The 20,941-nt window shown below is 67.2% G+C and carries 19 protein-coding genes; 10 read left to right on the forward strand and 9 right to left on the reverse strand.

The features are described from left to right. Positions 1-125: 125 nt before the first annotated feature. Positions 126-2,015: a peptidoglycan D,D-transpeptidase FtsI family protein gene (locus LXM88_RS22255; protein WP_262544430.1), complete on the reverse strand. Its 1,890-nt coding sequence runs from the start codon at positions 2,013-2,015 to the stop codon at positions 126-128. Between the two features lie 419 nt (positions 2,016-2,434). Beyond that, on the reverse strand, positions 2,435-2,779 hold the full coding sequence (locus LXM88_RS22260) for a DUF3564 domain-containing protein (RefSeq protein WP_262547103.1): 345 nt from the start codon (positions 2,777-2,779) through the stop codon (positions 2,435-2,437). Between the two features lie 650 nt (positions 2,780-3,429). Here LXM88_RS22260 and LXM88_RS22265 point away from each other — a divergent pair. Next, a complete protein-coding gene (locus tag LXM88_RS22265) occupies positions 3,430-4,641 on the forward strand; it encodes an SDR family oxidoreductase (RefSeq protein ID WP_262544431.1) in 1,212 nt (403 codons plus the stop codon). Positions 4,642-4,695: 54 nt separating this feature from the next. On the opposite strand, the gene hpaR is transcribed toward LXM88_RS22265, so the two are convergent. Beyond that, positions 4,696-5,139 (reverse strand): homoprotocatechuate degradation operon regulator HpaR, encoded by a 444-nt coding sequence (gene hpaR / locus LXM88_RS22270; RefSeq protein ID WP_262544432.1) that lies wholly within the window; start codon positions 5,137-5,139, stop codon positions 4,696-4,698. Positions 5,140-5,291: 152 nt separating this feature from the next. On the opposite strand from hpaR, the gene LXM88_RS22275 reads away from it, so the two are divergent. The 7 genes from LXM88_RS22275 (at position 5,292) to hpaI (ending at position 11,242) form a co-directional block, all read left to right on the forward strand. Then, positions 5,292-5,981 (forward strand): fumarylacetoacetate hydrolase family protein, encoded by a 690-nt coding sequence (locus LXM88_RS22275; RefSeq protein ID WP_262544433.1) that lies wholly within the window; start codon positions 5,292-5,294, stop codon positions 5,979-5,981. After that, positions 5,978-6,742 carry a fumarylacetoacetate hydrolase family protein gene (locus LXM88_RS22280; protein ID WP_262544434.1) on the forward strand — a complete coding sequence of 255 codons (765 nt, stop codon included), beginning with the start codon at positions 5,978-5,980 and terminating at the stop codon, positions 6,740-6,742. The genes LXM88_RS22275 and LXM88_RS22280 overlap by 4 nt, the downstream gene beginning before the upstream one ends. A gap of 22 nt (positions 6,743-6,764) precedes the next feature. Beyond that, positions 6,765-8,228 carry a 5-carboxymethyl-2-hydroxymuconate semialdehyde dehydrogenase gene (gene hpaE, locus LXM88_RS22285; protein ID WP_262544435.1) on the forward strand — a complete coding sequence of 488 codons (1,464 nt, stop codon included), beginning with the start codon at positions 6,765-6,767 and terminating at the stop codon, positions 8,226-8,228. 45 nt (positions 8,229-8,273) lie between these two features. Then, positions 8,274-9,122, forward strand: a complete 849-nt coding sequence (hpaD, locus tag LXM88_RS22290) for a 3,4-dihydroxyphenylacetate 2,3-dioxygenase (protein WP_096474519.1) — start codon at positions 8,274-8,276, stop codon at positions 9,120-9,122. Positions 9,123-9,212: 90 nt separating this feature from the next. Continuing rightward, positions 9,213-9,605 carry a 5-carboxymethyl-2-hydroxymuconate Delta-isomerase gene (locus LXM88_RS22295; RefSeq protein WP_262544436.1) on the forward strand — a complete coding sequence of 131 codons (393 nt, stop codon included), beginning with the start codon at positions 9,213-9,215 and terminating at the stop codon, positions 9,603-9,605. A 19-nt stretch (positions 9,606-9,624) separates the two neighbouring features. Next, complete coding sequence (hpaH, locus tag LXM88_RS22300) at positions 9,625-10,428, forward strand: 2-oxo-hept-4-ene-1,7-dioate hydratase (RefSeq protein ID WP_262544437.1); 804 nt, start codon at positions 9,625-9,627, stop codon at positions 10,426-10,428. A 7-nt stretch (positions 10,429-10,435) separates the two neighbouring features. Further along, positions 10,436-11,242 (forward strand): 4-hydroxy-2-oxoheptanedioate aldolase, encoded by an 807-nt coding sequence (gene hpaI / locus LXM88_RS22305; protein ID WP_262544438.1) that lies wholly within the window; start codon positions 10,436-10,438, stop codon positions 11,240-11,242. Positions 11,243-11,470: 228 nt separating this feature from the next. On the opposite strand, the gene LXM88_RS22310 is transcribed toward hpaI, so the two are convergent. Continuing rightward, positions 11,471-12,280: an AraC family transcriptional regulator gene (locus tag LXM88_RS22310; protein ID WP_262544439.1), complete on the reverse strand. Its 810-nt coding sequence runs from the start codon at positions 12,278-12,280 to the stop codon at positions 11,471-11,473. A 95-nt stretch (positions 12,281-12,375) separates the two neighbouring features. Here LXM88_RS22310 and LXM88_RS22315 point away from each other — a divergent pair, with 95 nt between their 5' ends. Together LXM88_RS22315 and LXM88_RS22320 are read left to right on the forward strand one after the other, a co-directional pair. Further along, entirely contained in the window at positions 12,376-12,627 is a 252-nt protein-coding gene (locus LXM88_RS22315) for a hypothetical protein (protein ID WP_262544440.1), read from the forward strand. A 46-nt stretch (positions 12,628-12,673) separates the two neighbouring features. After that, entirely contained in the window at positions 12,674-13,636 is a 963-nt protein-coding gene (locus tag LXM88_RS22320) for a quinone oxidoreductase family protein (protein ID WP_262544441.1), read from the forward strand. Between the two features lie 224 nt (positions 13,637-13,860). Here LXM88_RS22320 and LXM88_RS22325 read toward each other — a convergent pair whose 3' ends face one another. The 5 genes from LXM88_RS22325 to pdxR all read right to left on the reverse strand — a co-directional run bounded on the left by LXM88_RS22325 (position 13,861) and on the right by pdxR (position 20,851). After that, positions 13,861-14,952, reverse strand: coding sequence for a porin (locus tag LXM88_RS22325; RefSeq protein WP_262544442.1), 1,092 nt, complete (start codon positions 14,950-14,952; stop codon positions 13,861-13,863). A gap of 159 nt (positions 14,953-15,111) precedes the next feature. Then, positions 15,112-16,179, reverse strand: coding sequence for an ABC transporter ATP-binding protein (locus LXM88_RS22330; protein ID WP_262544443.1), 1,068 nt, complete (start codon positions 16,177-16,179; stop codon positions 15,112-15,114). Then, entirely contained in the window at positions 16,172-17,944 is a 1,773-nt protein-coding gene (locus LXM88_RS22335; protein WP_262544444.1) for an ABC transporter permease, read from the reverse strand. Before LXM88_RS22335 ends, LXM88_RS22330 begins: the two co-directional genes overlap by 8 nt. Before the next feature lie 100 nt (positions 17,945-18,044). Continuing rightward, a complete protein-coding gene (locus tag LXM88_RS22340) occupies positions 18,045-19,145 on the reverse strand; it encodes an ABC transporter substrate-binding protein (protein WP_262544445.1) in 1,101 nt (366 codons plus the stop codon). Positions 19,146-19,363: 218 nt separating this feature from the next. Beyond that, positions 19,364-20,851: a MocR-like pyridoxine biosynthesis transcription factor PdxR gene (gene pdxR / locus LXM88_RS22345; RefSeq protein WP_262544446.1), complete on the reverse strand. Its 1,488-nt coding sequence runs from the start codon at positions 20,849-20,851 to the stop codon at positions 19,364-19,366. Positions 20,852-20,941 lie beyond the last annotated feature (90 nt).

A 20,941-nucleotide genomic window follows, 5' to 3' on the forward strand; every position in this document is an offset into this window, starting at 1 on the left:
TTGTAGGAGGACGCGGGCGGAACGCTCAAATAATGCGGTGTGTTCCTAGAGAGTGGGATATGAAAGCGGGTGGGCGGAGCGGGCGCGCGGGCGGTGCGGCACCCGGCGTCGCCCGCCCGGCAGCTTCAGCTTGCCGCTGCCTTCGTCGGCACGGTCATGCCGGATTGCGCGGCCGTCTTCACCGGCGCGGCGGTTTTCTGCGCGGCAGCCGTTTTCGGTTGAGCCGCCGCCTTCGGCGCCGCGACCGTCTTCCGCGGTGCAACCGCCTTGGCCGGCTGCGGCTTCTCCGGCTCGACCGGCGCGTCGGGCGGCACGCCGAGCAACTGCAGCGAGCCGCTCGTGACCGACGCGAACACCGGGCCGGCCACCGTGCCGCCGTAGTAGCCCTTGCCGCGCGGCTCGTCGATCATCACCGCGACGATCAGGCGCGGGTTGCTCATCGGCGCCATCCCCGCGAACAGCGCGCGGTACTTGCCCTGCGCATAGGTCGCGCCGACCTGCTTGCGCGCAGTGCCCGTCTTGCCGCCGATCCGGTAGCCGTCGACGCGCGCGCGGCGCCCCGTGCCGCCTTCGCCGACCGCCATCTCGAGCATCGAGCGGATCGACGCGGCCGTTTGCGGCGACGTCACGCGGTGGCCGCGATGTGCGTCGATCGTCTGCTGGTCGGTGCCGTTCTTCAGCAGCGACACCGGGTGCAGCGTGCCGTCGCCCGCATAGGCCGTGTAGGTCTGCGCGATCTGCAGCAGCGACATCGACAGGCCGTAGCCGTATGCCATCGTCGCCTGCTCGATCGGCCGCCAGCGCTTGTAGCCGCGCAGCCGGCCCGATGCGACGCCCGGGAACGTCAGCTCCGGTGCGCGGCCGATCCCGTATTCCTGGTACTTGTTCCAGATCGTTTCGGCGGGCAGGTTCAGCGCGAGCTTCGCGAGCGCGACGTTGCTCGACTTCTGCAGTGCCTGCGACACCGTCAGCGACCCGTGGTTCGACGTGTCGTGGATCACGGCCGGGCCGATCTTGTACGTGCCCGGCGACGTGTTGATGATCGTGTTCGGCGTGACCTTGCGCTCGTCGATCGACAGCGCGACGACGAGCGGCTTGATCGTCGAGCCGGGTTCGAAGGTGTCGATCACCGCGCGGTTGCGCAGCTGCTGGCCCGTGAGGCGCGCGCGGTCGTTCGGGTCGAAGGTCGGGTAGTTCGCGAGCGCGAGGATCTCGCCGTTCTGCGCATCGAGCACGACGACGCTGCCGGCCACCGCGTTGTTCTCGATCACGGCTGCCTTGAGCTGGCTGAACGCGAGCTGCTGGATCCGGCGGTCGATCGTCAGCTCGATCGTTGCGCCGTGCTGCGCGGGAACGAGCGGGCGCGTGTCCGATACGATGCGGCCGAGCCGGTCGCGGATCACCTCGCGCTGCCCGGACGTGCCGGACAGGCGCCCGTTCGCCGCGAGTTCGACGCCTTCCTGGCCTTTATCTTCGACGTTCGTGAAGCCGACCACATGCGCGGCCGATTCGCCTTCCGGGTAGAAGCGCTTCGAATCGGCGATCTGCGTGATGCCGTCGATCGCGAGCTTGTCGAGCCGGCCCGCGGTGTCCGCGTCGACCTGCCGCTTGAGCAGCACGAACGTCTTGTCGTTGCCGAGCCGCCGCTTCACCTCGGCGAGCGGCATGTCGAGCAGCTTCGCGATCTGCGGATAGTCGGTATCGGCGACCTGTTTCGGATTCGCCCAGATTTCATAGGTCGACAGGCTGACCGCGAGCATCGCGCCGTTGCGGTCGACGATGCGCCCGCGCATCGCGTCGAGCTCGATCGTGCGCTGGTAGCGCTTCTGGCCCTGGCCGACGTAGAAATCCTGGTTCGCGACCTGCACCCAGAAGGCACGCGCGATCAGCGCGGCGAACGCCAGGAACACGACGATCACGATCAGTTTCGAGCGCCACATCGGCAGGCGCGACGCGAGCATCGGATTCTTGGCCGCGTACGGATCGGCGGGGTGGGTCTTCTTTTTCACGCTCATGCAATGGCCGGGTCGGGCCGCCGGAGGCGGCAGGTCAGTCTGAATAATGCGATTGTAATAAATGAGTAAACGCCATGTGGGGAAAGTCTGTTCCGGCCCCGTGAAAAAGCGCGTGGCGACGAACCAGTCAAGTATGGAAAAGGGGGCAGGAAAGGCGTGACGGAACCGGAACTTCACCGCCGCGGCAGGCGACGAAAGGCGGACGATCCGCTGCGTGTCGATCCGGACGCATGACATCCGGTACCGGTCGATTCAGCCCGTCGCCGGTATGCGATCAATTGCCCGGCACCTGATTATTTCTTTAAAGCGGGAAATGAAAAACGCCCCAAAGAGGGGCGCCGTTAATAATGAATATCGCAATGAATATCGCTGAAACCGGAATAAACCCGAAAACCGCAGACGATTTACGTAAAAAATTCCTATCGGGCGACGGAAATGAATTCCCGGTATTCCGGCTCGGTCGTGCAACGATCGACCGCCTGCAGGCGCCATGCGCCCGGGTGATCGCCGGCGAGCACGGCGGGGCCCTGTTCGCGCTGCGTCGCACCGAACGACAGCCCCTTCAACTGGCATACGGCGCTCCCGCCGTCGGCCGCGCAGAGCGCCATCGCGCCCTCGACGTCGCGGACCTTGCCCCAGGTCGGGAGATCGATGCCCTGATGTGCCTCTCGCGACCACAGTCCTTCGTCGGTATCCACCCACAACACGGCGAAGGATTGCCGGGTTGCGGATTCGCTGCCATTAATCCGAATCGTGAGGCGCATTGGATCGTCTCCTGAAAGAAATGATGCATTCGACCGTTTTGACTTGATCAGTCTAGATAGACTGGTGTGAAACGCAAGTGATAATCCGCAACAAATCCGTATTGAATCCATTTCGGTTTCAGATGAAACGACGTCTGACGATCCGCGGCCATTCGGGCGGCGCGCGCAAACGCAAGTGGCATCGGCGATTGCGGTGTCGACGCGCGCATCGGTGACGGTCGAGACATGGGATGACATGGCTGGGGGGCGCGTCGATCTGTCGCGCGCGGCTGCCGCCGAAACCGGGCCGGCCGACGCAACCCGGCACCGTACGAATGCGACCCGACCGGATGTTTCGGCGCTTTGACGGCGTGGCCGGAACGACACACTCAGACAATCGCGTACAAATCGGCACACTTTCACGAAACTTTCGGGACAGACTTGCATACGGTCGGGCCCCACACTGGGAACTTCCCGATCCTGTGCCGCGCACGCCCGTCCTCGGCGGCTGCCGCCGCCTCGTGCCAGAGACGCGATCGACGCGATCGCGGGCCGCATGCCCGATCGGGACAGCCAGGGCGCGCGTCAGCCCCGGCCCGGCCGGTGAGCCGTGTGCCGCCCGCAACCGCGGGCTGCCGCGCCGCCCGGCCGACTCTTCGAAGGAGACTATCGTGCTGATCTGGAAAACCGCGTTGTCGCTCAACTGGCGGACGAGCCTCGTGTCGCCGGCCAGCGCACCGGTCGCGGCGGCGAACGTCGGACGGCTGGTGCTGACCGGCGCGACCGGCTTCATCGGCAGTACCGTGCTGACGGCGCTCGTCAATGCAGGGTTGCTCGAACGCATCGTGTGCGTCGTGCGCGCGCAGGATCGCGGCCACGCCGTCGCACGGCTGCGCGAAGCGGCGCTGCGCGCGGGGCTTGCGCCGTACTGGGCGTCGCGCCTGACCGACGCGAACGTGATCGTCGGCGCACTCGGCGACGCGTGGCAGGGCCCCGACGCACCGCGCCTCGCCGGCGCAACACACGTGATCCACTGCGCCGGCCATGCGTCGCCGGCAGACGGCGCGCACCTGCAGGCCGACATCGCCGATTCGGTGCGTTTCGCCGAACGCTTCGCGCGGGCGCCGCGCCTGCAGCGCTTCGTGTACGTCGGCACGGCCTATGCGCATGCGGGCCGCGGCGGCATCGTGCACGAAGAAGTGGCGGGAGCCGCGGCGAACGACGTCGCGCAGGACGGCGAAGGCCTGCCGGGCGCGGTGCTCGCGGCGGATTACCTGCACGCGAAGGCGGAAACGGAGCAACGCCTGCGCGCGCTCGGGCTGCCGCTCGTTGTCGTGCGGCCGTCGCACGTCGTCGGCCACACGGTGCTCGGTACGCGGCCCGCGCCGAATTCGTTCTGGATGTTCCGGCTTGCGCATGCCGCGCGTCGCTTCACCGCGCGGCCGATGACCCGCATCGACATCGTGTCGGTGGACGACGTGGCGCGCGCGACGATGCTGCTGGCCGTCAAGCCGACGCTCGCGCACGATCTCTATCACGTGTCGGCCGGCGACGAGGCGCCGCAGGTCGCGCAGATCGTGCGCGCGATGGACGAGGCGGCCGGGATGACGGGGGCGCCGCGCTACGCGGCGTGCGCGCCGGCCGAGCTGCCGCTCGTGGTGCGCGACGTGCTCGGGCGGCCCGATCCGGCACTCGAACGCGTGATCGGCCGGGCGCTGCAGCGTTGCGCGGAATTCGCGACGGTCGATCGCGTGTTCGACAACCGCCGCGTGCGCGATGAAATCGATTTCGAGCCGTTGCCGTTCATCGATTACGTCGAGGAATGCATGCGCACGTCGCGCGGCGTTGCCGTGACCGAGCTGATGCGCGGCGCGATGCACTGACCGCCCGCGCCGTACCGGTGCTCCGTTCCCGCAACTGGCGGGAACGGGGCACCATCATCCCGCGTTGCCGCCGAGTTCGATCAGCCGGTCGAGCGCGCGGTAGATGTCTTCGAGGCCGTCCTGGCCGAAGCGCGATTCGAGCTGCCGGTATTGCTCGTCGATGCGCGGACCGATTTCCGTGACGAGTTTCCTGCTTTGCGGCGTCAGGCTGACCAGCAGCCGGCGCTGATCCTCCTGCGCGCGCGTGCGCGTGATCAGCCCGTCGCGCTCCATCCGTTCCAGCACGCCCGTGAGGCTCGGGCTCAGGATGCAGCAGCGCCGCGCGATCTGTCCCGCTTCGAGTGCATGCGCCGGTTCGCCGTCGAGCACGCGGATGATCCGCCATTGCTGTTCGGTCAGCGCGAATTCCTTGAGAATGGGGCGGAACAGGCCCATCAGCGTTTCGCGGGCTTCGAGCAGCAGCATGGCCAGGTTGCGATGGTCGAGCGTACGGTTCATCGGGGTGGACAGTGGACGGGGACGCATCAATCTTAACAGCCGAAGGTGGTGAATTTCGCGTATCAGGGTAATCGAGGTTGCCAGCGCCCGATTGTTTACTTAAGATGTTAAGTATTGACGATGCGCCGCGACGCGCGGCAGGGGAATGACGCATGGAGCTGTCTTGCACGACCGCCGCGGCGCCGCCGTTGCCGGTCGCCATCGGTACCGTCTACGGTGCGCTGCTCAACGAGCGCGCGGCGCTCGACGCGCTCGGCGCTGCGGTGAACGCACCGCCTTACGGCCGCCCGCCGCAGGCGCCGATCCTTTACATCAAGCCGGCCAACACGCATGCGGCCGACGGCGCGGCCGTCGTCGTGCCGGCCGGCGTCGACGCGCTCGAGATCGGCGCGTCGGTGGCCGTCGTGTTCGCGCGGCGCGCGACGCGCGTGCCGGCTGCGCAGGCGCTCGACTACGTGCACGGCTTCACGCTCGCGAGCGACGTGTCGGTGCCGCATCCCGATTATTACCGTCCGGCCGTACGCTTCAAGTGTCGTGACGGTTTCTGCCCGCTGGGCCCGGCGATCGTGCCGGCCGCCGCGCTGGCCGATGTCGACGCGCTCGCACTGACCGTGCGGATCGACGGCGACGTGGCCGCATCCACATCGACCGCGACGCTGATCCGCCCCGTGCGCGAGCTGATCGCCGACGTGACGGCGTTCATGTCGTTCGACGCGGGCGATGTGCTGCTGCTCGGCGTTGCGGGCGGCGCACCGCGCGCCCGCGCGGGCAGCACGATCGAGATCGCCGCGGCCGGCATCGGCACGCTGCGGCACACGCTGATTGCGGAGGAAACACGATGAAGACGGCGCGCGTGATCTACAACGGCGCACTGCATGCGGCCGAACCGGCCGGCGACGGTGCGATCCGCCTCGACACGGGGCGCGTGGTCGCCGACGAAGAGGTCGCATGGCTGCCGCCCGTCGCGCCGCGCACGACGTTCGCGCTCGGCCTCAACTACGCCGACCACGCGAAGGAACTCGCGTTCAAGGCGCCGAGCGAGCCGCTGATCTTCCTGAAGGGGCCGAACACCTTCATCGGTCACCGGTCGCGCACGGTGCGCCCGGCGGATGCTACCCACATGCACTACGAGTGCGAACTGGCCGTCGTGATCGGCCGGCCCGCGCGCAACGTGCGCCGCGCGCAGGCGATCGACTACGTGGCCGGCTATACGGTCGCGAACGATTACGCGATCCGCGACTATCTCGAGAACTACTACCGCCCGAACCTGCGCGTGAAGAACCGCGACACCTGCACGCCGCTCGGGCCGTGGTTCGTCAGCCGCGACGAGATCGGCGATGCGGGCGACCTGACGCTGCGCACGACGGTGAACGGCCGGGAGACGCAGCGCGGCAGCACGCGCGACATGATCTTCGACGTGCCGGCGCTGATCGAGCATATCAGCAGCTTCATGACGCTCTCGCCGGGCGACCTGATCCTGACCGGCACGCCCGAGGGGCTGGCGGACACGCAGCCGGGCGACGAGGTCATGACCGAAATCGAAGGGATCGGCCGGCTCGTGAACACGATCGTCGGCGAAGCAGACTACTATCGCGCCGGCTGAGCCCGTCGCCCAAGGAGAACCCATGACCATCAAGCACTGGATCGACGGCCGCGAAGTCGAGAGCCGCGAGACCTTCACGACGCTGAATCCCGCGACGGGCGACGTGATCACCGACGTCGCGTCGGCCGGCGAGGCCGAAGTCGACGCGGCCGTGCGCGCGGCGAAGGAAGCCTTCCCGAAATGGGCGAACACGCCTGCGAAGGAGCGCGCGAAGCTGATGCGCAAGCTCGGCGAGCTGATCGAGAAGAACGTGCCGATGCTCGCGGCGCTGGAGACGCAGGACACCGGCCTGCCGATCGCGCAGACGAGCAAGCAGCTGATTCCGCGCGCGTCCGAGAATTTCAACTTCTTCGCCGAAGTGTGCGTGCAGATGAACGGCCGCACCTATCCGGTCGACGACCAGATGCTGAACTACACGCTGTACCAGCCGGTCGGCGTGTGTGCGCTGGTGTCGCCGTGGAACGTGCCGTTCATGACGGCCACATGGAAGACGGCGCCGTGCCTCGCGCTCGGCAACACGGCCGTGCTGAAGATGTCGGAGCTGTCGCCGCTGACGGCCGACCAGCTCGGCCGGCTCGCGCTCGAAGCCGGCATCCCGCCGGGCGTGCTGAACGTCGTGCAGGGCTATGGCGCAACCGCCGGCGACGCGCTCGTGCGGCATCCGGACGTGCGTGCGGTGTCGTTTACGGGCGGCACGGTCACGGGCAAGCGGATCATGGAGCGCGCGGGCCTCAAGAAGTATTCGATGGAGCTCGGCGGCAAGTCGCCGGTGCTGATCTTCGACGACGCGGATTTCGACCGTGCCCTCGATGCGTCGCTGTTCACGATCTTCTCGATCAACGGCGAACGCTGCACGGCCGGTTCGCGGATCTTCGTGCAGCGCACGATCTACGACCGCTTCGTGCAGGAATTCGCGCGCCGCGCGAATAACCTGGTGGTTGGCGATCCGTCCGATCCGGCCACGCAGCTCGGCGCGATGATCACGCGCCAGCACTGGGAGAAGGTGACGGGCTATATCCGCGTCGGCGAGCAGGAAGGCGCGCGCGTGGTCGCGGGCGGTGCGGACAAGCCGGCGGGCCTGCCCGACCATCTGCGCAACGGCAACTTCGTGCGGCCGACCGTGTTCGCCGACGTCGACAACCGGATGCGCATCGCGCAGGAGGAGATCTTCGGGCCGGTCGCGTGCCTGATTCCGTTCGAGGACGAGGAAGAAGGGCTGCGGCTCGCGAACGACACGTCGTACGGCCTCGCGTCGTACATCTGGACGCAGGACGTCGGCAAGGTGCATCGCCTCGCGCGCGGCATCGAGGCCGGGATGGTGTTCGTGAACAGCCAGAACGTGCGCGACCTGCGCCAGCCGTTTGGCGGCGTGAAGGAATCGGGCACCGGGCGCGAGGGCGGCGAGTACAGTTTCGAGGTGTTCGCGGAGATCAAGAACGTGTGCATCTCGATGGGTTCGCATCACATTCCGCGCTGGGGCGTGTAACGGGCGCGGGTCGTTTCGCCGCAAGAACGATACGGAGACTTAACGATGGGCAAACTGTCCCTCGCCGCGAAAATCACGCACGTGCCGTCGATGTACCTGTCGGAACTTCCCGGCAGGCATCACGGCTGCCGCGAAGCGGCGATCCGCGGCCATCAGCTGATCGGCGAGCGCTGCCGCGCGCTCGGCGTCGACACGATCGTCGTGTCGGACGTGCACTGGCTCGTCAACGCGGGCTATCACGTGAACTGCAATGCGCGGTTCGCGGGCACCTACACGAGCAACGAGCTGCCGCATTTCATCCGCGACATGGAGTACGCGTATCCGGGCAACCCGGCGCTCGGCCAACTGATCGCCGAGACGGCCAGCGCACGCGGGATCGCGACGCGCGCGCACGAGATCGACAGCCTCGAACTCGAATACGGCACGCTCGTGCCGATGCGCTACATGAACGGCGACCAGCACTTCAAGGTCGTGTCGATCGCCGGCTGGTGCATGTGGCATACGCTCGACGAAAGCCGGCGCTTCGGCGAGGCGCTGCTCGAGGCGATCGAGAAGAGCGATTCGAACGTCGCGTTCCTTGCGAGCGGTTCGCTGTCGCACCGCTTCAACGACAACGGCAGCCCCGAGGAATCGATCCACCAGATCAGCCGCGAGTTCTTCCGGCAGGTCGACCTGCGCGTGGTCGAGCTGTGGAAGCAAGGCGATTTCAAGACCTTCTGCGCGATGCTGCCCGAGTACAACACGCATTGCCACGGCGAAGGCGGCATGCACGACACGGCGATGCTGCTCGGCCTGCTCGGCTGGGATCGTTACGACAAGCCGGTCGAGATCGTCACCGACTATTTCGCGAGTTCGGGCACCGGGCAGATCAACGCGATCTTCCCGCTGCCCTGAACGCCGCCACCCCGCATCCGACATCCGACTGCTATGCATGTGACCCGAGTAAGCGCTAAAGCGCTAACTCGGGTCGACAGGAGAATTGCTATGCCACACATCGTCGTCGAATACACCGCGAACATCCGCGACGACGCGCGCATTCCCGCGCTGCTGAGCACGATCAACGCGACGCTGATCGCGCAGGGCGGCGTGTTCCCGACCGGCGGCATCCGATCGCGCGCGATCGAGCTGCAGGACTACTGCGTCGCCGACGGCACGGAGGACGACGCGTTCGTCCACGTGACGCTGAAGATCGGCTCGGGCCGCAGCGACGACACGAAGAAAGCCGCGTGCGACGCGCTGTTCGACGCGATCAAGGCGCATTTCGCCGAGCTGTACGCGAAACGCTATCTCGCGCTGTCGATGGAGCTGACCGAGTTCAGCGAAAGCGGCTCGTACAAGCACAACAACATCCACGCCCGCTACAAGCGGGCCGGCTGAACCCATTCCCGATCCGACCATGCTCGAACCCGCCCTCATCGACCAGCTCGCGCGGCGTCTGCACGACGCCGAGCGCGAGCGCAAGCAGATCCGCCAGATTTCGCTGGATCATCCCGACATCACGATCGACGACGCATACGCGATCCAGCGCGCGTGGGTGACCCTCAAGCTCGCGGAAGGCCGCACGCTGAAGGGGCACAAGATCGGCCTCACGTCGAAGGCGATGCAGAACACGTCGCAGATCGACGAGCCCGACTACGGCGCGCTGCTCGACGACATGTTCTTCGCGGACGGCGGCACGATCCCGACCGGCCGCTTCATCGTGCCGCGCGTCGAGGTGGAACTCGCGTTCGTGCTCGGCAAGCGGCTCTCGGGGCCGGACTGCACGATCTTCGATGTGTACGACGCGGTCGATTATGTAGTACCCGCGCTCGAGATCATCGATGCGCGCAGCCAGTCGATCGATCCCGATACGAAACGGCCGCGCAAGGTGTTCGACACGATCGCCGACAACGCGGCGAACGCGGGTGTCGTGATCGGCGGCCGGCCGGTGAAGCCGCACGACGTCGACCTGCGCTGGGTCGCGGCGATCATGTCGCGCAACGGCGTGGTCGAGGAAACGGGTGTCGCGGCCGGCGTGCTGAACCATCCGGCGAACGGCGTCGCGTGGCTCGCGAACCGGCTGTCGCGCTTCCACGTCGCGCTGGAGCCCGGGCAGATCGTGCTCGGCGGCTCGTTCACGCGGCCGTGCGCGGCGCGGCCGGGCGACACGTTCAGCGTGGATTACGGCCCGCTCGGGACGATCCAGTGCTACTTCGAGTGAGCGAGCGATGCAGATTCCTTCGAATGTCTTCAAGGCCGCGCTCGCACGCGGCGATGCGCAGATCGGGCTGTGGCTCGGCCTCGCGAATCCGTACAGCGCCGAAGTCGTCGCTGGCGCCGGTTTCGACTGGCTGTTGATCGACGGCGAGCATGCGCCGAACACGGTGCCGACGATCCTCGCGCAACTGCAGGCGATCGCGCCGTATCCGTCGCACCCGGTCGTGCGCGTGCCGTGGAACGATCCGGTGATCGTCAAGCAGGTGCTCGATCTCGGCGCGCAGACGCTGCTGGTGCCGATGGTGCAGGGCGCCGACGAAGCGCGCGCGGCCGTTGCCGCGACGCGCTACCCGCCGCACGGGATTCGTGGCGTCGGCAGCGCGCTGGCGCGCGCGTCGCGATGGAACCGCGTCGGCGACTACCTGCATCGCGCGAACGACGAGATGGCCGTGCTCGTGCAGGTCGAGACGCGCGCGGGGCTCGAAGCGATCGACGCGATAACGCGCGTCGAAGGGGTTGATGGCGTGTTCATCGGGCCGGCCGATCTGGCGGCCGATCTCGGGCATCTCGGCAATCCGGGGCACCCGGACGTGCAGGCCGCGATCGACGGCGCGATCCGGACGATCAAGGCGGCCGGCAAGGCGCCGGGGATTCTGAGCGCGGATGAAGCGGCGGCGCGGCGGTATCTGGAAGCGGGGGCGCTGTTCGTTGCGGTCGGGGTCGATACGACGCTGCTGGCGAGAAGCGCGGAGCGGTTGGCTGCGCAGTTCAAGGGGGCGTCTCGACCGGCGGAAAAGAATGGCGACACCACGTATTGAGCGAGGCGCGATGACAGATATGCCAAGCAACGCAGACGCACTGCCTGACGAATCGGAGCATCGGGACCGGAAGATCGTGCTCGAATCGAATGCGATCCCGAATCGCGAGGTTGGGGCTCGTCGACGTGTCCTCGCCGTCGACCTGACGTGTCGCAGGGCAACAAGCGGTGAAGCAAGCGGCGATGCGATGGCGGAACCGAGTGCGCAGGCGCAAGACTTGCGAATGGGTTACGACTGACTTCCCATTGTCCCGACTTCCGATCTTGCTACTTCCAAATACCTCCCGGGCGTCGTCCCCAGCGCCCGCCGGAACATGTCGATGAACGCGCTCACGTTGTCGTACCCGAGATCGAGCGCGATCGTCGTCACCGGCACGCCATCGGCGATTTTCTCCAGCGCGCGCAGCAGCCTCGCCTGCTGACGCCACTGCGCGAACGTCAGCCCCGTCTCGGCAACGAAACGGCGGCTCATCGTCCGTGCACTGATGCCGGCCCATTCGGCCCATTCCTCCAGCCGCCGGTTGTCCGCGAGATCCGTGGCGAGCGCGTCGGTGATCCGCATGAGCCGCGGGTCCTGCGGCCGTACCAGCCCCAGCGCTTCGACTTCCGACGACGCGATCTCATCGAGGATCACGTCGGCGATCCGCGCCTGCGCGGCATCCAGTTCCGCATCGCCCCAGCTGGCCGCGCGCTGCACGGCTTCGCGCAACAGCGGCGTCGTGCGGATCGCGCGCGGCGTATCGGGCAGCGCTGCACAACGCGCTTCGGCGACGAACGCCGACCAGCCGGAAATCGGCCCGAACGAGCGCAGCGAATGCCGGCAATGCGGCGGAATCCAGATCGCGTGGATCGCCGGCACGACCCAGTCCTGGTCGTCGAGACCGATCGTCAGCAGCCCGCTCAGCGCACCGACCAGCTGGCCGCGCGCATGCGCGTGCGGCGCGGTCACGCGCGGGTCGCGTTGCGACAGGACGGCGGCGACGACGAACGGGCCGTCGTCGGACGTGATGAAGCGGGCGGGCAGGAGTGGATCGGACATGGCCGGATAGCGGTATCGAATGGCAGTTATACCGGAGATCGGCCGGCTTCGCACGCCTACACTGCGTCCATCGATGACAACCGGAGTACGACACGATGCGAGCCGAACAGATGCTTCCCGACCATGCCGACCGGATCGAAGTCGGCGGAACGACGATTCGCAAGGGCACCGTGGGTGCGTTTCTTGCGAACGCGCGGGTCCTGACCGACGCGGACGCTGCGCCCGACGACCGGGCGCGCGCGCAGGCCGACGCGATCGACGCATTGCCGGCGCTGCGCGCGCTCGGCCTGTTCGACGTGATGGAAGTGCGCGATCCCGCGCTGCGCGCGTGGCTCGACGCACGTTGACGTCCACCCGAACCGTCGATCGAGATCCCCGATTCAAGGAGCCGACATGAAAGCTGCAGTCGTGACGGGCGCCGGCGAGCGTCCCGTCCATATGGAATTCGAACCGCCGTGCGCGATGCCGGGCCACAGCCTGATCGACGTGACGGCGTCCGCGCAGAGCCGGATCGCGCAGGCGCGTGCGTCCGGCACGCATTACTCGTCGGACGGAGCTTATCCGTTCGTCGTCGGCGTCGACGGCGTCGGCCGCCGCGACGACGGGCAGCGCGTCTATTTCTTCGGTGCGCCCGCGCCGTTCGGCGCGATGTCCGAGCGCACGATCGCACCCGACGCGCGATGCGTGCCGCTGCCGGACGCGCTCGACGACGTCACGGCCGCGGCGATCGCGATTCCCGGGATGTCGTCGTGGGCCGCGCTGACCGAACGCGCGCGGCTCGTCGCGGGCGAGACGGTGCTCGTCAACGGTGCGACGGGGACGTCGGGGCGGCTGGCGGTGCGGATCGCGAAGCATCTCGGCGCCTCAAAAGTGATCGCGACGGGCCGCAACGCGGCCGCGCTGGACGCTTTGCTGAATACCGGCGCGGACGCCGTCGTGTCGCTGCAGCAGGACGACGCGCAGCTGGCGCGTGCGCTCGAACCGCATTTCCGTGCGGGCGTGGATGTCGTGCTCGACTATCTGTGGGGGCCCAGCGCGCGGACGCTGCTGGTTGCCGCGGCGAAGGCGACGCCCGACGGGCGCCGGCTGCGATTCGTGCAGATCGGCTCGATCGGTGGCGCGGACGTGTCGTTGCCGGGCGCGGTGCTGCGCGCCACCGCGATCGAATTGATGGGCAGCGGCATCGGCAGCGTGTCGCTGCCGCGCTTGCTGGACTCGGTGCGCGGCGTGTTCGATGCGGCCGGACCCGCTGGATTGACGATCGACACGCGCACCGTGCCGCTGTCGGCGGTCGGTGAGCACTGGGACGATGTGAACAGCGTCGTGCGCCCGGTGTTCACGATGCACGGCGACTGAGGCGTCTGAGGCGACTGAGGTGACTGAGGTGACTGAGGTGACTGAGGTGACTGAGGCGTCTGAGGCGTCTGAGGCGACGACCGGACCGCCGTGGTCCGGATTCGGCGCGATGGCTGGTCGGCGCGGCTACAACCGTTCATCAGCCGCCGTGCTGCCGAGCGTTGGGGAAGGAAGGGCGGGCGGCCGAAGGCAAACAACACCCGTCGCCCCCCGCCGCATCGGCCTCAGAACCGCTGCTGAATCCCCGCTGTCACGCCGACCTGCGTCGTGCCGTACCCGTTGAAGTCGCGCGATACGCCGACTTTCTGGTCGTGCTTCGCAATCGCGAACGCGCCGGCCGCATACAGCACCGTGCGCTTCGACAGCGCGTACTGCGCACGCAGCGACACGAGCGTCGGATCGGCGTCGGTGCCGCCCTTGATGTTCTGGTGATAGACGGCCGCGATCAGCGAGAACGTCGGCGTGAACTGGTACGACCCGCCGACCCAATACATGTCGCTCAACTGGTTCGCCGCCGTCGTGCGGAACGTGCGCTTGTAATTGCGGTAACCGGCCATCGTCTTCAGGTTGCCGAAGTCGTAGCTCAGGCCGGCATGGATACCCTGGATGTAGTTGACCGTATCGGCCGGCGTGACGCTGTCGGCCGCGCCGTTCTGGCGGTCGAACGTGACCACCGCCGCGAACGGGCCCGTCTCGTAGCCGAGCGCGAAATCGTATTTCGAGCTGGTTTTCACGCTGCCCGGCACGTTGCCGAAGCCGTACAGCGCGCCGAACTTGAAGCCGCTGAATTCGCCGTCGTAACGCACCGCGTTCGACGAGCGCGTGAACAGGCCGTCCTTGCGGCCGCCCGTCGCCATCGACGACGTCGCCCACGAGTAGTTCTGCGCGTAACCCATCGGGTCGAACGGCAGCATGTAGTCGTAGGTGACGGTGAAGTTGCGGCCGAGCGACAGCTCGCCCCATTTGCCTTTCAGGCCGACCGTCGCGCGGCGCGCGAAGATCGAGTCGGGGCCGTCGTCGAAGGCGCCGTTCGCGAGATCGATCCCGCTTTCGAGGCGGAAGATCGCCTTCAGCCCGCCACCGAGATCCTCGACGCCGCGCAAGCCCCAGCGCGACGTGTTCTTGTTGCCGGACTTGAGCTTGAACGAATTGCCGCCTTCTGGGGCAGCGTGGTTCGTGTATTCGATGCCGGCATCCATGATCCCGTAGATCGTGACCGACGACTGCGCGTGCACGGCGGGTGCGGCGATGCAGGCCGCGGCGGCCGAGCCCGTGAGGACTACTGTGCGAATGGAACGTTCTGCGCGTGACTTCATTGACGGTGTCTCCTTGGTTCTTGTGGGTTGGGTGAAACAGGTGCGGCGCGTAACCGGCCGCGGCGGACGCCCGAAGATGTCCGCCGGACAGGCTCATCATCGCGTGGCGCGATGCGCGCGACGTGCAGGCGCGGCGGCGCGCGGGCCGCCGCGATCGGGTCAGCCCGCTTTCGCGAACGCCCAGCAGTCGTTGGTCGGGAATTCGATCCAGTGCTTGCCGGCCGCACGCGGCACGTGGCCGAACGCGCGCAGGCGCATGTCGCCGCAATGGAACAGGTATTCCCAGCGGTCGCCGAGATACATCGACGTGACGAGGTCGGCCTGCAGCCGGTTCGCGCCCGGGCCGTCGGTGACCTGCACGCGTTCGAGGCGGATCACGGCCTGCGCGTCCTGGCCCGGCGCGAGCGTGTCGCGCGCCATCGCGCGGATTTCCCAGCCGTCGCCGGCGAGCGTCACGCATTCGCCGTCGATCGCGGCGACGCGCGCGTCGATCCGGTTGTTGCTGCCCATGAACTCGGCCGTGTACAGCGAACGCGGTGCGCCGTACAGCTCGGCCGGCGTGCCTTCCTGCTCGATGCGGCCGTTGCGCAGCAGCAGGATGCGGTCGGACATCGCCATCGCCTCGGTCTGGTCGTGCGTCACGCACAGTGCCGACAGCCCGAGCGACACGATCAGCTCGCGCAGCCACGCACGCGCTTCCTCGCGCAGCTTCGCGTCGAGGTTCGACAGCGGCTCGTCGAGCAGGATCACCGGCGGGTTGTAGACGAGCGCGCGTGCGATTGCGACGCGCTGCTGCTGGCCGCCCGACAACTGATGCGGAAAGCGTTCCGCGAGATGGCCGAGGCCGAGCTGGTCGAGCGCGCTCTGCACGCGGCGTTTCTGTTCGGCAGGCGCGACGCGGCGCAGCTTCAGCCCGTAGCCGACGTTCTCGGCGACGGTGCGGTGCGGCCACAGTGCGTACGACTGGAACACGAGGCCGAGCGAGCGCTGCTCGACGGGCAGGTCGACGCGCTTCGCGCCGTCGAAGAACACGCGGTCGTCGAGCTGGATGCGGCCGTCGGACGGCTGTTCGAGGCCGGCCACCGCGCGCAGCAGCGTGGTCTTGCCGCTGCCCGACGCGCCGAGCAGGCACACGACTTCGCCGGCCTTCAGTTCGAACGACACGCCCTTGAGGATCGGATTGGTGCCGTAGCTGAGATGCAGGTCGTCGACGATGAGCTTATCCATGAAGTTTCACTCCGAAACGCAGGGCCACGCCGAGACCGGCGCCGACCATCGCGATGTTGATGACAGAAAGCGCGGCGACCTGGTCGACGGCGCCGGTCGCCCACAGCGACACGAGCAGCGCGCCGATCACTTCGGTGCCGGGCGACAGCAGGTAGACGGCCGTCGAGTATTCGCGCTCGAAGATCATGAAGATCAGCAGCCACGCGGCGAGCAGGCCGAAACGCACGAGCGGCAGCGTCACGTCGAGCGACACGCGGCTGCGCGTCGCGCCGACGCTGCGGCCGGCTTCCTCGAGCTCGGGGCCGACCTGCAGCAGCGCGCTCTGGATCAGCCGCATCCCGTACGCGAGCCACACGACCGTGTACGCGATCCAGATGCTCCACATCGAGTTCTTCAGCTCGCGCAGGCCGGGGACGAACAGGAAGATCCACAGGAACGCGAGGCCGGCGAGCAGGCCCGGTACCGCGCGCGGCAGCAGCACGAGGTAGTCGAGCAGCTTGGTCGCCCAGTCGGGGCGGCGGTGGCCGGCGAACGCGACGAGCGAGTAGAAGCCGATCGCGAGTGCGCCGCCGATCACGCCGATGCCGAGCGTGTTGACGATCGCGCGCACCAGGTTGTCCTGCTCGAACAGCTCGATGAAGTTCGAAAGCGTCAGCACCTCGGCGAGCGCGACGCCTTCGCCCCAGTTGGTCACGAACGCGCGCAGCACGATGCCCGAGATCGGCACGATCACGGTCAGCATCAGCCACAGCGCGACGATCGCGAGCGCGACCCAGCGCCACACGCCGAGCGGCAGCACCGTCGAGCGGCCGGCCTTGCCCTTCACCGTGACGAAGCGGTTCGCCGTTTTCAGCAGGCGGCGCTGCAGCAGCACGAGCGGGAACGTGATCGCGACGATGCACACCGCGACCGCCGCCATCAGGTGGTACGACGGCACGCCGAGCTTGTTGGTCAGCTTGTACAGGTAGGTCGCGAGCACGAGGTGGCCTTCCGGATCGCCGAGCACGAGCGGCAGCCCGAACACCTCGAAGCCGAGGAAGAACACGAGCACGCCGGCGAACAGCAGCGCGGGCATCGTCATCGGCAGGCTCACGTCGAGCGCGACGCGGAACGGGCGGGCACCCGTCACGCGCGCGGCTTCCTCGACGTCGGAGCCGAGGTTGCGCAGCGCGGCCGACGAATACAGATATACGTGCGGCACGTGCGTGAGGCCGACGATCACCGTGATCGCGAAGATCGAATACACGTTCCAGGGCACGTTTTGCACCCCGAACAGTTCCTTGAACCACACCGAGTAGAAGCCGACCGGGCCGGCCGCGACCACGTAGCCGAACGCGAGCACCATCGGCGACACGAACACGGGCGTGAGCAGCAGCGGTTCGAGCCAGCGGCGGCCGGGCAGGTCGGTGCGCACCATCAGGAACGCGAGGATGCCGCCGAGCGGGATCGAGATGAACAGCATCCCGCCGGCGATGATGAACGAGTTCTTCACGGCCGACCAGAAGTCGGGATCGCTGAAGATGAAGCGGAAACCTTCGATGCCGAGCGTCTTGTTCGCGTCGAAGAACGGCGCGGACAGCAGGCTCTGGAACAGGATGAAGCCGAGCGGCAGCGCGACCGCGATGGTCAGCACCGCGACGACGATCCAGCGCAGCATGCCGGCGAGCGGCTGCAGGCTGTTGACCGGCAGCGCGGGAATCGCGTCGCGCTGGCCGGTGGTGGGCGGAACGGCCGGCGCCGTTCCGCGTGTGCTGGTTGAAAGCATGAGTTCGCCCCTGCGGCCATCCGGATGGCCGCCTCTAGGAAATCGGTAAGGGGAAGGGGCCGCCCGCGCGAGGTGCGGCGGGCGGCCGGCAGTCAGCGGATCAGCGCTTGATCGACTGCTGCCATTGCTTCAGGAAAGCCAGGCGCTTCGACTGGTCGAGATAGACGAGCAGGCCGGTGCCGATCTGGATCGGCTTCAGCGAATCGCCGAGCTCTTTCGACAGGCTCGCGGCCGACGTTTCGCCGGTCACGTCCGCGCGGATCGCGTACAGGTTCGCCTGGTTCGCGATCAGCGTCTGGCCGCGCTTCGACAGCAGGTAGTCGACCCACAGCTTCGCGGCGTTCGGGTTCTTCGCCTTCTTCGACACGGTGGCGAGGCGGCTCACGACCTGCGTGTAGTCCTTCGGAAACACATAGCCGATCGACTTGTCCTTCTTCGCCTTGGCATACGCATACGAACCGATGATGTTGTAGCCGATCAGGTTCTCGCCCGACGAGATTCGCTCCATCATCGCGCCGGTGCTCGACTGCAGCTTCGGGCCGGTCGCGCCGATCGCCTTCACGAGCTCCCACGTGACCTTCTCGTTCACGTGCGCGTCCTGCGTCAGGTAGTTGAAGCCGACGCCCGATTTCTCGATGTCGTAGGTCGTGACCTTGCCCTTGAACTTGTCGCCCTGCGTGGTGAGCAGCTTGATCAGGTCGGCGCGCGTCGTCGGGACTTCGTTCTCGGGGATCAGGCGCTTGTTGTAGACGATCGCGAGCGGCTCGAACGTCGTGCCGTACGCCTGCTTCTGGTATTGCGACCATTGCGGCAGGTTCGCGCTTTCGGGCGAATCGTAGGACGCCATCAGGCCATCGTTGACGAGCTTGACCTGCAGGTCCATCGCCGAGCTCCACAGCACGTCGGCGCTGGTGCTGCTCGCCGCGTTCTCGCTGATGTAGCGGTTGTACAGCTCGGTGCTGTTCATGTCGTTGTACTCGACCTTGACGCCGTACAGGCTTTCGAAGTCCTTGATCAGCGGACGCACGAGGCCCGTGTCGGTCGTCGAGTAGACGATCAGCTTGCCTTCCTTCTTCGCGGCGTCGATCACGCCCTGGTAATTACCCGGATACCCGGCCGGAACCTGCGCGACGGCGCTGCCGGCGGCAGTGCCCAGGACGATCGCCAGCGCGGCGGCGAGGTGCTTCGGTGCAAACGGCATGTCTTCCTCCAGTTACGCATAGATGTTGTTCGAGTGACGCGGATGTTAATTGCGGGGCACTTTCAGCCTGCTTTCATTTCCGTTCACAATCGTGTCCTTTGTGTCATGGATTTCCCGAGGTCGAAACGACGGTGGCCGCGGTTTTCGCGGCGCGCGGCTCGGTTTGAAAAGGGAAGGAAGCGGGTTGCCGCCGAACGCGGCACCGATGGCAAGCGCCGCTATGCGGGTTGCGCCAGCAGCTTTGCGAGGATCCGGCCGCCATGCCGCGCTTGCGCGGTCGTCAGTGCCGAATACCCGACGACGACACCGGCTTCGCACTCGGCGCTTCGGCAGAATCCGCGGATCGTCTGCAATGCGACGCCGGCCGCGTGGGCCTGCGCGACGTACGATGCGTCGTCCGACCCGGGCGGCAGCCACAGCACGAAATGAAATCCCGCGTGTTCGCCGGACACCGTGTACCGTCCGACGGCGTGCTTCGCCAGCTGGTCGAGCACGATGTCGCGCCGCTGACGGTACGCGTGGCGGCTGGCGCGCAGGTGCTTCGCAAAATCGCCGTGCGCGATGAAGCGGGCCAGCGCGAGCTGGGGCGCCACGCCGACGGAGCGCGCGGTCGCGTGCCACACGGCCGACAGCATCGGCCTCAGTTCCGCCGGCACGACCATGAAGCCGATGCGCAGCCCCGAGAACAGCGTCTTGTTGAACGAGCCGCAATAGATCACGCGATCGCAGGCGTCGAGCGATTTCAGCGCCGGCAGCGGAGCGGTCTGGTAACTGAATTCGCCGTCGTAGTCGTCTTCGATGATCCACGCGCGGTTGCGCTGTGCCCAGTCGAGCAGTTCGAGCCGGCGCGACACCGACATCGTGACGCCGAGCGGTGCCTGATGGGCAGGCGTCACGTAGGCCGCGCGCGCATCGGGATGCCGATCCAGCGACGCCGTGTCGATCCCTTCCCGATCGACCGGCACGTCGATCACGGTCGCGCCCGCGATCGTGAAAATCTGCCAGGCCGACGCATAACCGGGATCTTCCATCAGCACCGTCGACCCGGGCGCGAGCAGCGTTCGCGCGACGAGATCGATCGAATGCCGGATGCCGGTGGTGATGAAGATGTCGCCGGCCTCGCACGGAATGCCGCGGTATTCCCGCAGGTATGCGGCGATTTCGGTGCGCAGCCCTTCGACGCCTTGCGACGGCGTCGCCCCGAGGTCGTTCGCGGTCGCGGCAAGCAGACTTGCGCCGAGCGCCTTCTTCCATTGCTGCATCGGCATCAGGCCGGGATCGGCGAGCCGCGCGACGAACGGGACGCCCGGACGCACGCCTTGTTCGGGCGTGGCCGCATCCGTCGTGCCGTCCGGCGCGGGGCCCGCGTCGGAGCGGAGGGGGCTGCCGTCGCGCGACTGTGTGGCCGCGCGCAGATAGCTGTCCGGCACCACCGCGCAGACCCGTGACCCGGAGCCGCGCGTGCGTGCGATGTAGCCCTCGGAGCACAGCAGGTCGTACGCCGCTTCGACGGTTCCCCGCGCGACACCCCAGCGCGCCGCAAGGGTCCGGCTGGACGGCAGCGGGCTGTCGCCGGGAAGCAGGCGCTTCAGGATCGCGTCGCGAATCGCGTCGGCAATGCACGCCTGCTTCGACTGCGGGCTGCCGGTCGACAGCCCGGACGGGCACGGCAGATCAAGCGGAATCGCGGCTTTGCCTCGCGGCATAGTGGTCTAGTTAAAAGTCGATTTAATGGTCCTTCAGCTTATATCACTTTCACCTTAGATTGCTGTCGACCACACCAACCACATCCATTC

It is taken from the genome of Burkholderia sp. S-53 (assembly GCF_025560745.1).
In the GTDB taxonomy this organism is placed as follows: Bacteria; Pseudomonadota; Gammaproteobacteria; order Burkholderiales; family Burkholderiaceae; genus Burkholderia; species Burkholderia pyrrocinia.

Excerpts from the sequence above, each read along its gene's own strand:
- LXM88_RS22340 (WP_262544445.1), bottom strand. The coding sequence starts at position 19,145 with ATGCCGTTTGCACCGAAGCACCTCGCCGCCGCGCTGGCGATCGTCCTG.
- LXM88_RS22335 (WP_262544444.1), bottom strand. The coding sequence starts at position 17,944 with ATGCTTTCAACCAGCACACGCGGAACGGCGCCGGCCGTTCCGCCCACC.
- hpaD (WP_096474519.1), top strand. The coding sequence starts at position 8,274 with ATGGGCAAACTGTCCCTCGCCGCGAAAATCACGCACGTGCCGTCGATG.
- LXM88_RS22260 (WP_262547103.1), bottom strand. The coding sequence starts at position 2,779 with ATGCGCCTCACGATTCGGATTAATGGCAGCGAATCCGCAACCCGGCAA.
- pdxR (WP_262544446.1), bottom strand. The coding sequence starts at position 20,851 with ATGCCGCGAGGCAAAGCCGCGATTCCGCTTGATCTGCCGTGCCCGTCC.
- LXM88_RS22315 (WP_262544440.1), top strand. The coding sequence starts at position 12,376 with ATGCGAGCCGAACAGATGCTTCCCGACCATGCCGACCGGATCGAAGTC.
- LXM88_RS22320 (WP_262544441.1), top strand. The coding sequence starts at position 12,674 with ATGAAAGCTGCAGTCGTGACGGGCGCCGGCGAGCGTCCCGTCCATATG.
- hpaI (WP_262544438.1), top strand. The coding sequence starts at position 10,436 with ATGCAGATTCCTTCGAATGTCTTCAAGGCCGCGCTCGCACGCGGCGAT.
- hpaE (WP_262544435.1), top strand. The coding sequence starts at position 6,765 with ATGACCATCAAGCACTGGATCGACGGCCGCGAAGTCGAGAGCCGCGAG.
- LXM88_RS22325 (WP_262544442.1), bottom strand. The coding sequence starts at position 14,952 with ATGAAGTCACGCGCAGAACGTTCCATTCGCACAGTAGTCCTCACGGGC.
- LXM88_RS22275 (WP_262544433.1), top strand. The coding sequence starts at position 5,292 with ATGGAGCTGTCTTGCACGACCGCCGCGGCGCCGCCGTTGCCGGTCGCC.
- LXM88_RS22255 (WP_262544430.1), bottom strand. The coding sequence starts at position 2,015 with ATGAGCGTGAAAAAGAAGACCCACCCCGCCGATCCGTACGCGGCCAAG.
- hpaR (WP_262544432.1), bottom strand. The coding sequence starts at position 5,139 with ATGAACCGTACGCTCGACCATCGCAACCTGGCCATGCTGCTGCTCGAA.
- LXM88_RS22280 (WP_262544434.1), top strand. The coding sequence starts at position 5,978 with ATGAAGACGGCGCGCGTGATCTACAACGGCGCACTGCATGCGGCCGAA.
- LXM88_RS22330 (WP_262544443.1), bottom strand. The coding sequence starts at position 16,179 with ATGGATAAGCTCATCGTCGACGACCTGCATCTCAGCTACGGCACCAAT.
- LXM88_RS22295 (WP_262544436.1), top strand. The coding sequence starts at position 9,213 with ATGCCACACATCGTCGTCGAATACACCGCGAACATCCGCGACGACGCG.
- hpaH (WP_262544437.1), top strand. The coding sequence starts at position 9,625 with ATGCTCGAACCCGCCCTCATCGACCAGCTCGCGCGGCGTCTGCACGAC.
- LXM88_RS22310 (WP_262544439.1), bottom strand. The coding sequence starts at position 12,280 with ATGTCCGATCCACTCCTGCCCGCCCGCTTCATCACGTCCGACGACGGC.